The sequence below is a fragment of the Christiangramia sp. genome, from assembly GCF_029937855.1.
GTDB lineage: Bacteria > Bacteroidota > Bacteroidia > Flavobacteriales > Flavobacteriaceae > Christiangramia.
Genome location: NZ_JAPYPC010000036.1, coordinates 23,225 through 33,360, shown reverse-complemented (window position 1 = coordinate 33,360; position 10,136 = coordinate 23,225). Strand labels below are relative to the sequence as shown.

Here is a 10,136-nt window from a genome sequence, read left to right as displayed (position 1 = left end):
GCTGCAAATATACACCAACTTCTTCCTTTCCACCAAATAAAAATTTGAGTTTTTTTAGATAAAATTAAGATTAAAACTTAATCCTCTGAAGGTCAGAGTTAACAAAATTTTTTAAAAAAGACTCTCCCAAGACAATCAGTAAGGGTATTTCACCGTACCGATAGTTATCGGTATCATTTTAGTATCCCGTCCAAAAACTTTTTTTATTTTCCTTCATCCAGAACTGCAAAAAAGCAGTTCCAACCTCTGCCAAAAAGCAAACAGTCCACAGGCAGAGCCGTCTGGAAATTTGTAGGATTGAAGTAGAATTACCTGCTTCTTTTTTTAAGGGATTCGCGATTATTCCATTTATCGCTTAGATCAAGATACTCAAAATCTAATGCGCTTGACTGTCTTTCTAAAATATTATCTCGAAAAGACCTTTGTAAAATATCCTCGATTAAAAAATCTTCCTGATTAGATTCAGGGTGATACTCCTCTTTCAAAGATATATCGAACATACTTGCCGTAGTATTATACCAAAAAGCTCTCCAACCACTCTTAAGCTCCCTTACCAGGTCAAATGTTGTAACGCCTGTTTGCCGATGAATTAGTTTTACTAAAATCTGGCCTTCAGTTCGGGTAAGCTTTTTTAATTCAGTTGAAAATTCATCTTCAATATAATTCTGAACGATTTTGGTGTATTTTTTTCTTTCCCTTCTGGACTTTATATCGTTTAATCTGGAATTCAACTCTACCAGTCTTTCAGATGCCAGTTTGGCATAAGGATACACTTTTCTGGTTTTTCTCCTTAATATTAAATAGCGCTTCCTATCTGTATTACTATCGAATTTAAGTTTACGCAGCAGCACCACTTCTTCAAGATCTATGGTCTCTCGAGGAATAGAATCCCCCGCGATAATCATGTACCGTTTTTCAATAGTATCATTTTCAACAGTGTCTTGAGGCTCTGATCTTCTCTCCTGAGCAAATCCATTCAATCCTATTATTCCAATTAATATGTATAAATATTTGATCACTAAAAGTCTAATTTCAAACTATTACAGAATTAAATTTCACCAAAATCATTCCAAAATTAATCAATAGCAAGTTGTTACCCATCTAAAACTTTTTAAATTCGTAAAAATTAATTTGAACTATGAAGAAAAACGAAATACTGGACAAAAAATCATTAGAGTTTTTAGAAAGCTATCTAAATAATGCAGCTCCAACCGGTTATGAATCTGAAGGTCAAAAATTATGGATGAAATATCTTAAGCCTTATGTAGATGAATTCATTACTGATACCTACGGGACCGCAGTTGGCGTTATAAATCCTAAAGCTGAATACAAGGTAGTAATAGAAGGTCATGCTGATGAGATTTCCTGGTACGTGAACTATATTAATGATGAAGGATTGATCTATGTGGTAAGAAACGGAGGTAGTGATCATCAAATTGCCGCTTCAAAAAGAGTAAATATTCATACTAAGAACGGCATTGTAAAAGGCGTTTTTGGCTGGCCGGCCATTCATACCAGAGATAAGGAAAAAGAGCAATCTCCGAAGATGGACAATATATGTATTGATGTTGGGTGTGATAATAAGGAGGATGTGGAAAAATTAGGGGTTCATGTGGGATGCGTTATCACCTATCCAGATGAATTCTTTGTTCTTAATGAAGATAAATTCGTTTGCCGTGCGCTGGATAACCGAATTGGGGGCTTTATGATCGCCCAGGTAGCAAGACTCCTGAAAGAAAATAAAAAAGAATTACCTTTTGGTCTTTACATTACTAATTCCGTTCAGGAAGAAATTGGGTTACGTGGTGCAGAAATGATCACACATAGAATTCAGCCAAACGTGGCCATTGTTACAGATGTAACCCACGACACCACTACACCCATGATCGAAAAGAAGACCAATGGATTGAATAAGATTGGTGCTGGCCCGGTGATCTCTTATGCTCCCGCAGTTCAGAATAGATTAAGGGAATTGATCATTGAGACCGCTGAAAACAAGAAAATTCCTTTTCAGCGTCATGCTTCGTCCAGATTTACGGGTACCGATACTGATGCTTTTGCATACAGTAACGGTGGTGTTCCCTCCGCATTGATATCACTACCTTTAAGGTACATGCACACTACTGTAGAAATGGTGCATCGCAATGATGTTGAAAATGTGATCAATCTTATCTACGAATCACTTCTAAATATTAAAGAAGGGGAGCGTTTTAGTTATTTCGATTAGTACAACATTGTTTAATTATGTGTTAAACTCCCTGAATTCAGGGAGTTTACTTTTTTATAGCGGACATATTTTCACAATATTTTAAATAATGTAAGGACAATTTCAGCTTATCTTTAACTGAAAAACTATGACGCTGTCGCCAGATGATGTTGAAACTTTACTAAACGATCCTCACCAAGCCGTAAAAATTGCCAATCTGAGATACGTTTCAGAAAACCACTTATCCATTCAAAGAAAAAAAGTAGGGCGTGGTTTTGCTTATTATAAGAAAGAGGAGAAAATTTCTGATCCGGATACTATTGAAAGAATAAAAAAACTTGTGATTCCTCCTGCATGGAAAAATGTGAAGATAACCCACCTCTCAAATGGGCACCTACAAGCGGTTGGTAGGGATGAAAAGGATCGTAAGCAATATATGTATCACCCCACCTGGTCTAGAATTAGAAATCAGACCAAATTTTTCAAAATGACCGCTTTTGGAAAGATCCTTCCAAAAATCAGGAAACAGGTTGATAAAGATCTGGATCTTGAAGGAATGCCCAAAAGAAAAGTGTTGGCGCTTGTAATTCGTTTAATGGAAGAAACCCATATACGAATTGGAAATCATTACTATGCCAGGCAAAATAAAACGTATGGACTTTCCACTTTTAGAACCCGGCATGTTAAGACCTTCGAGGGCGGAATTAAATTTGAATTTGTGGGCAAGAAAGGGAAAGAACATTCTATTAGCATCGAAGACCAGGGACTTGTAGAATTAATAAATCAATGCGAAGAGATTCCCGGGTGGGAGCTTTTCAAGTTTTATAATGAAAATGGGGAAAAGCAAAGTATTGATAGCGGGATGATTAATGAATATATCCACGAATTGAGTGGTGAAATGTATTCTGCTAAAGATTTCAGAACATGGTCTGCTTCCAAAATTTTCTTTGAAACCTTACGGGAAATAGGCTTTACAAAGGACGAGAAAGAGAATAAAAAGAATATTCTTAAAGGCTTTGATGCTGCCGCTGAAGGATTGGGAAATACCCGTGCAGTTTGCAGAAGTTATTATGTGCATCCAAAGATTATTGAAACCTATGAAACCGGTGAGATTGTTCCTTATTTTAAAAAAGTAAAGCAGGATAAAGCTCCAACCTATACGCAGCTCTCAGAAACAGAAGAAGCAATTCACAAATTAATTAAGGATTATAAAATAGAAATTGAAGATTAATATAGGGGCATAATTGTTATAATTCAGATAAATTTGAACTATGCCAAATTCTATTGCCACACGTATTGCTGATTTTCTACGGAACTTCCCTCCTTTTTCGTTGCTGGAAAATTCGCAATTAGAGGTTGTTGCCCGTGAAATTAAAGTAATATATTTTAAGCAGGGGGAAACAATTTTTGCTAAGGACGAAAATGTTCATGAATATTTCTACATCGTTCAGAAAGGAGCCGTGGATCTTCAAAAAATAGATGAGAACCATAATCCTGAAACGATCGATAAATGTGACGAAGGCGATATTTTTGGATTACGCCCCCTTTTTGCAAAAGAGAATTACCAAATTAATGCAATAACCGATGAAGAAAGCGTGATTTACGCTATCCCATTACACATTTTCAGACCTTATGCAATAAGCAATGCAAATGTTGGTAATTTTCTTATGGAGAGTTTTGCCTCCAACACGAGAAACCCTTATTCTACGGAAAATAGAGGTAAACTTATTTCAGAAGATGAAGACATAAGCTTTAAGCAGGAGGCACTTTTCGAATTACAGCCTATTAACATAATTAAAAAGATCGTGACGGTTTCCCCTGAAACCAGTATTAAAAAATCTGCCATTTTAATGAGCAATAAAAATGTGGGATCCGTTATTGTAGTAGAAAATAAAAAACCTGTAGGAATAGTAACTGATGTTGATTTTCGGGAATTGGTGGTTACAGGTAAATTTCCTATCGAAAAAACCATTAGTGAAGTTATGAATTCCCCCGTAATCTGTTATTCTAAAGAGCTAACTATTTCCCAGGCTCAGCTTACAATGATGAAACACAATATTAACCACATTTGCATCACTAAAGATGGCACCCCTAATACCAAAGTAAAGGGAATAGTATCTGAACATGATATTATGGTATCACAGGGAAATAATCCTGCGGTTTTAATGAAAGCGATCAAAAGGGCTGGTAGTACAAAGAAACTTAAGCGGATAAGGAATAAAATAAGCACTCTTTTAAATGGATATTTAAAAAGTAATATCCCCTTAACCCATATCTCCAATATCATTTTTGAACTGAACGACGCCACTATTAAACGAACCATTGAAAGGTGCATTGAAAAAATGGAGTCTCCTGTTCCTGTCAGGTTTGCATGGATGTCTTTAGGAAGTCAGGGAAGAAAAGAACAATTACTGCATACAGATCAGGATAATGCTTTAATATTTGAAGATGTTCCTGAAGAAAAACTAGAAGAAACCAGACTTTATTTTCTGAAACTTGCTAAAAAGATTACTAAAAGATTAAATATTATAGGTTATCAATTTTGTCCTGCAGAAATGATGGCCAGAAATCCTAAATATTGTTTATCACTTTCAGAATGGAAAGATCAATTCTCCCAATGGGTGACTAGCTCGGGGAAAGATGAAATCCTGCTTTGCCAGATATTTTTTGATTTTGACATCAGTTATGGAGATGTAAGGCTTACAAATCAACTTTCAGATCATGTGTTTGAAATTTTAAAAGGAAATAGAAATTTTTTAAATAGACTCGCAGCACAGGCATTGAGGAATCCTTCGCCACTTGGGTTCTTCCGGCAGTTTTTAGTAGAACACGATGGAGAGAAAAAGGATCTTTTTGATATTAAAAAGCGTGGAATCCTGCCGCTTACAGATGCTGCCCGGGTTTTAATCCTGGAACACCAGGTAAAAAATATAAGTAATACTGCAGAAAGATTTCAAAAATTGGCTCAACTGGAACCTAATAATAAAGAAATCTACCAGGCCTGTGCTTATTCTTCCAAAGTTCTTATAAAGTTCAGGACAAAGCAGGGTTTAAAAAATAAAGATAACGGAAGGTTTATAAATCTCGAAGATCTGGGAAAAGAAGATAAAATTAAGCTTAAACGATGTTTTAAAACTATTAAGGAGATCCAGGAACTTATTAAAGTCAGGTTCGAAATTACATACTACTTATGATTAGAGAATGGTTTAAGAAAAATAAAAATGAGCAGGAACTTCCTTTTTTCTGGCAAAATTATTCTCAAAGTTTTGAAGAAAAGCTCCCGGCAAAAATTTCAGAAATTAACTTTGTAAGCTTCGATACCGAAACTACGGGATTCGATTATGAGGAAGATAGAATATTAAGTATTGGAGCGGTGAGGATTCAAAATAAAAGCATAGAGATCAGTGATAATTTTGAGGTATTTCTTGACCAGGAAAAATTTAATCCGGAAACCGTAAAAATCCATGGGATTATTCAGAATGAGAAATTCACCAAACTCTCAGAGCAAGAAGCACTAAAGAAATTTCTCAGCTATATTCAAAACTCAGTTTTAGTAGCACATCATGCAGGATTCGATAAAAAAATGATCAATCAGGCATTGAAAAGACAAGGGCTTCCCGGGCTAAAAAACAAATTCCTGGACACCGCTATCCTTTATAAGAAAACAAGAATTACCACTAACCTGATAGATAAGAATAAAATATATTCTCTTGATGAAATCGCAGAGGATTATAACATCGATCTTACCGATAGGCATACCGCAGCTGGGGACGCTTTTATAACCGCGCTGGTTTTTATGAAATTGCTGGGCCGTCTTAATAAAGGAAAAGACACGAGCTTAAAGGATATTTATAAAATATAGAATTTTAGTACATTTCTGCACCTGCAATAATATCTTCTACCACTTCAGGATTTAATAAAGTAGAAGTATCCCCTAGATCTGAAGTATCCCCTGAAGCAATTTTTCTAAGTATCCTTCTCATGATCTTACCACTTCTGGTCTTCGGTAAGCCTTCCACAAACTGTATTTTTTCGGGTTTGGCAATAGGTCCTATCTTATCTGCGATCTGCTGATTGATTTCTTTTCGGAGATTATCCTGATTTCTTGACTCCCCGGATTCCTTCAAAATCACAAATCCGTATAGCGCATTTCCCTTCACTTCATGAGGAAAACCAACCACAGCAGATTCTGCCACCGCCGGATGCTCGTTAATTGCATCTTCAATTGGAGCAGTCCCTAAATTATGACCGGAAACAATAATTACATCATCTACTCTACCTGTAATCCTGTAATATCCGGTTTCGTCTCGTAAGGCACCATCACCAGTGAAATATTTATTTTCGAAGGTTGAAAAATAGGTTTCTTTATAACGATCATGATTTCCATAAATAGTTCGTGCCATGGAAGGCCATGGAAACTTTATACACAACCTACCATCAACCTGATTTCCTTTGATCTCTTTTCCTTCTTCATCCATCAAAAGGGGTTGAATTCCAGGAAATGGTAAAGTAGCAAAAGTCGGTTTTGTTGGAGTAGCAAACGGAATTGGCGAGATCATAATTCCTCCGGTTTCAGTTTGCCACCAGGTATCTACAATCGGACTTTTATTTTTACCGATATTATTATCGTACCAGTGCCATGCTTCTTCATTAATTGGCTCACCCACAGTTCCCAGAACTTTAAGGGAAGAAAGATCATACTTATCTACAAAATCAAGGTTCTTTTTTGCCAGCGCCCTGATAGCCGTTGGAGCAGTATAAAATTGATTTACTTTATGTTTTTCCACGATCTCCCAAAACCGGCCAAAATCGGGATAGGATGGCACTCCTTCGAACATTACTGTAGTTGCTCCATTTAACAAGGGGCCATAAACGATGTAGGAATGCCCGGTAATCCAGCCAATATCTGCTGTACACCAATAGACATCATCATCTTGGTAATTGAAAATATTCTTAAATGTATAGGCAGAATACACCATATATCCGGCAGTGGTATGCAACATGCCTTTGGGTTTTCCGGTAGATCCTGAAGTATAAAGGATAAATAAAGGATCTTCAGCATCCATTATTTCGGGAGCACATTTTTTTGAAGCTTCTTCCATCAATGGTTCCAGCCATTTATCGCGACCTTCTTTCATATTAACATCTGCACCGGTTCTTTTGGCTACTAAGACTGTTTCTACATCGGGGCAGTCTTCCAGCGCTTTGTCAACAATCCCTTTCAGATCTATTGTCTTTTCCCCGCGGAAAGAACCATCTGAAGTAAGCAACATTTTACAATCGGCATCCACAGTTCTGGTGGCGAGGGCCGAAGCTGAGAATCCAGCAAATACCACGGAATGTATAGCTCCAATCCTTGCACAGGCTAAAACAGCGAAAGCCAACTCGGGAATCATTGGTAAATAAATACATACCTTATCACCTTTCTGGATCCCGTTATCTTTCAGCACATTGGCAAATTGATTTACCTTTTTATGAAGTTCATTAAAACTAAGATGTAAAGCCTCTTCTTTTGGATCGTTAGGCTCCCAAATGATCGCTGTTTTATCTCCATGTGCCAGAAGGTGACGATCTATACAATTTTCAGTAATATTAAGTTTAGCATTTTCAAACCATTTCACCTCTGGTTTTGAAAAATCCCAGCTCAACACATTATCCCATTTTTTTCTCCAGACAAAATGTTCTTCGGCTACTTCCTGCCAGAAATTTTCCGGTTCCCGAACAGATTTACGATATACCTGAAAATATTCCTCTAGATTCTTTATGTGATAATTGCTCATGGTTAAGTTGGTTAAATGAAAAAAGACAGAACCGGTTAAACCGGTTCTGTCTTTAAAATTATTAAATCGTAAGGAATCAAAAAAGTTATAACAGGTAAAAATATTCTATTCTATCTGGTAAATTTTTTTTGTTAAACTGATTCTTTAGATTTCGACAGGCTCAATCTGCCAATTCGTTTTTAAAAATTATTTTATTGAGCTTTTAGATAAGATTCTACATTTTTTTGAATTCTCTCTTCAATATTAGAAACATCAGCCTTTTCAAATTTATCACCGGTAATATTCTCGTAAAGCTCAATATACCTTTCAGAAACAGACTCGATATATTCATCGCTCATTTCAGGAACCTGTTGTCCTTCTAATCCCTGAAAATTATTTGAGATCAACCATTGGCGAACAAATTCTTTTGAAAGTTGCTTTTGGGCTTCTCCTTTTTCCTGTCTCTCCTGGTATCCATTTTTGTAAAAATACCTGGAAGAATCTGGGGTATGGATCTCGTCTATAAGGACAATTTTACCATCAGCAGTTTTTCCGAATTCATATTTGGTGTCCACTAAAATTAGATCCTGCTTTGCAGCTATTTCAGTTCCACGTTGAAATAACTTCCTGGTGTAATCTTCAAGTTTTAAATAATCTTTTTCAGAAACAATTCCTCGCTTAATGATGTTTTCCCGTGAAATATCTTCATCATGATCTCCATGTTCTGCTTTGGTGGCAGGAGTTATAAGCGGTTCCGGAAATTTATCATTCTCTTTTAAACCTTCAGGCATCGCCACCCCACATAATTCCCTTTTACCGGCTTTATATTCCCTGGCTGCGTGGCCAGACATATAACCGCGAATCACCATCTCTACCTTAAAAGGTTCACATTTTTTACCGATCGCGACATTAGGATCTGGTGTTGCCTCCAGCCAGTTTGGAACAATATCGCTGGTTTTTTCCATCATCTTGGTAGCGATCTGGTTCAGGATTTGTCCCTTGTAAGGAATACCTTTTGGCATCACCACATCAAAAGCCGAAAGCCTGTCTGAAGCGATCATCACAAGAAGATCATTTTCTAAAAAATAGACATCCCTCACTTTGCCTTTATAAACAGATTGCTGTCCGGGAAAATTAAAATTTGATTTAGTAATCGTATTACTCATAAAGAGTTTGAACTTTTATAATTAATCGTTATGTTCTATTGTTTTGTAGGCGGCGATTATTTTTTTCACTAATCTGTGACGAATTACATCCTTATCATCAAGATATACCATTCCAACTCCCTTTACATCTTTGAGTACTAATAGCGCTTCTTTTAATCCTGAAATTGTTCTCCTGGGAAGATCAATTTGTCCCGGATCTCCTGTGATCATGAATTTTGCACTCTTCCCCATTCGGGTTAAAAACATTTTCATTTGAGCATGGGTGGTATTTTGTGCTTCATCAAGAATTACAAATGCATGATCCAGAGTACGTCCACGCATAAATGCTAATGGTGCTATTTGAATCACCCCTTTCTCAATAAAAACTTCAAGTTTTTCATGAGGGATCATATCCCTTAAAGCATCGTACAACGGCTGCATGTAAGGATCCAGTTTTTCTTTAAGATCACCCGGTAAAAAACCAAGATTCTCTCCTGCTTCCACCGCCGGCCTGGTTAGAATGATCCTTTTTACCTGCTTCTCCTTCAGTGCTTTTACTGCGAGGGCAACTCCAGTGTACGTTTTCCCGGTACCTGCAGGACCAATAGCAAATACCAGATCATTTTTCTTAGAAAGTTCTACCAGTTTCCGCTGATTAACGGTCTGAGCTTTAATCACCTTCCCGCTTATCCCATGCACTATAGTTTCACCACTTTCCTTTGAACTTGCATAATCTTCTTCACTCTCACTGGTTAACACCCTTTCGATGGTATTTTCGTCCAGCTTATTATACTTTCCGAAATGATCCATCAGCATGGAAAAACGCTTATCGAATTCTTCCAGCATTTCTTCATCTCCAAAGACGCGTATTTTACTACCTCTGGCGACAATTTTTAGTTTCGGAAAATACTTTTTTAGGAGTTCAATGTGTTCATTCTGTTGCCCGAAAAATTCTCGAGGGCTAATTTCTGAGAGTTCAATAAGAAGTTCGTTCAAAAGCTATGTTTTTTAAGATGAAGCATTATG

General features: G+C 36.8%; 8 protein-coding genes. 4 read left to right on the top strand and 4 right to left on the bottom strand.

Translation table 11 applies throughout. The features are described from left to right. Positions 1-308 precede the first annotated feature (308 nt). Positions 309-1,019 (bottom strand): DUF4294 domain-containing protein, encoded by a 711-nt coding sequence (locus Q1K34_RS15735; protein WP_300440990.1) that lies wholly within the window; start codon positions 1,017-1,019, stop codon positions 309-311. Positions 1,020-1,138: 119 nt separating this feature from the next. On the opposite strand from Q1K34_RS15735, the gene Q1K34_RS15730 reads away from it, so the two are divergent. The 4 genes from Q1K34_RS15730 to Q1K34_RS15715 all read left to right on the top strand — a co-directional run bounded on the left by Q1K34_RS15730 (position 1,139) and on the right by Q1K34_RS15715 (position 6,068). Beyond that, positions 1,139-2,227 (top strand): M42 family metallopeptidase, encoded by a 1,089-nt coding sequence (locus tag Q1K34_RS15730; protein ID WP_300440987.1) that lies wholly within the window; start codon positions 1,139-1,141, stop codon positions 2,225-2,227. 127 nt (positions 2,228-2,354) lie between these two features. After that, positions 2,355-3,437, top strand: a complete 1,083-nt coding sequence (locus Q1K34_RS15725; protein ID WP_300440984.1) for a DNA topoisomerase IB — start codon at positions 2,355-2,357, stop codon at positions 3,435-3,437. A 40-nt stretch (positions 3,438-3,477) separates the two neighbouring features. Next, positions 3,478-5,400, top strand: a complete 1,923-nt coding sequence (locus tag Q1K34_RS15720; RefSeq protein ID WP_300440982.1) for a DUF294 nucleotidyltransferase-like domain-containing protein — start codon at positions 3,478-3,480, stop codon at positions 5,398-5,400. Next, on the top strand, positions 5,397-6,068 hold the full coding sequence (locus Q1K34_RS15715; RefSeq protein WP_300440980.1) for a 3'-5' exonuclease: 672 nt from the start codon (positions 5,397-5,399) through the stop codon (positions 6,066-6,068). The genes Q1K34_RS15720 and Q1K34_RS15715 overlap by 4 nt, the downstream gene beginning before the upstream one ends. 4 nt (positions 6,069-6,072) lie before the next feature. Here the strand turns inward: Q1K34_RS15715 and acs are convergent, their stop codons facing one another. The 3 genes from acs to Q1K34_RS15700 form a co-directional block, all read right to left on the bottom strand. Beyond that, the gene (gene acs, locus Q1K34_RS15710; RefSeq protein WP_300440978.1) at positions 6,073-7,986 is read right to left on the bottom strand and encodes an acetate--CoA ligase; all 1,914 of its coding nucleotides are present in this window, start codon (positions 7,984-7,986) and stop codon (positions 6,073-6,075) included. Positions 7,987-8,177: 191 nt separating this feature from the next. Beyond that, a complete protein-coding gene (locus Q1K34_RS15705; protein ID WP_300440975.1) occupies positions 8,178-9,131 on the bottom strand; it encodes a phosphoribosylaminoimidazolesuccinocarboxamide synthase in 954 nt (317 codons plus the stop codon). A 21-nt stretch (positions 9,132-9,152) separates the two neighbouring features. Then, a complete protein-coding gene (locus Q1K34_RS15700; RefSeq protein WP_300440972.1) occupies positions 9,153-10,106 on the bottom strand; it encodes a PhoH family protein in 954 nt (317 codons plus the stop codon). Positions 10,107-10,136 lie beyond the last annotated feature (30 nt).

What these genes read in the sequence shown, in the direction of transcription:
- Q1K34_RS15730 (WP_300440987.1), top strand. Translation starts at nt 1,139, where the DNA reads ATGAAGAAAAACGAAATACTGGACAAAAAATCATTAGAGTTTTTAGAA.
- Q1K34_RS15725 (WP_300440984.1), top strand. Translation starts at nt 2,355, where the DNA reads ATGACGCTGTCGCCAGATGATGTTGAAACTTTACTAAACGATCCTCAC.
- Q1K34_RS15720 (WP_300440982.1), top strand. Translation starts at nt 3,478, where the DNA reads ATGCCAAATTCTATTGCCACACGTATTGCTGATTTTCTACGGAACTTC.
- Q1K34_RS15715 (WP_300440980.1), top strand. Translation starts at nt 5,397, where the DNA reads ATGATTAGAGAATGGTTTAAGAAAAATAAAAATGAGCAGGAACTTCCT.
- acs (WP_300440978.1), bottom strand. Translation starts at nt 7,986, where the DNA reads ATGAGCAATTATCACATAAAGAATCTAGAGGAATATTTTCAGGTATAT.
- Q1K34_RS15705 (WP_300440975.1), bottom strand. Translation starts at nt 9,131, where the DNA reads ATGAGTAATACGATTACTAAATCAAATTTTAATTTTCCCGGACAGCAA.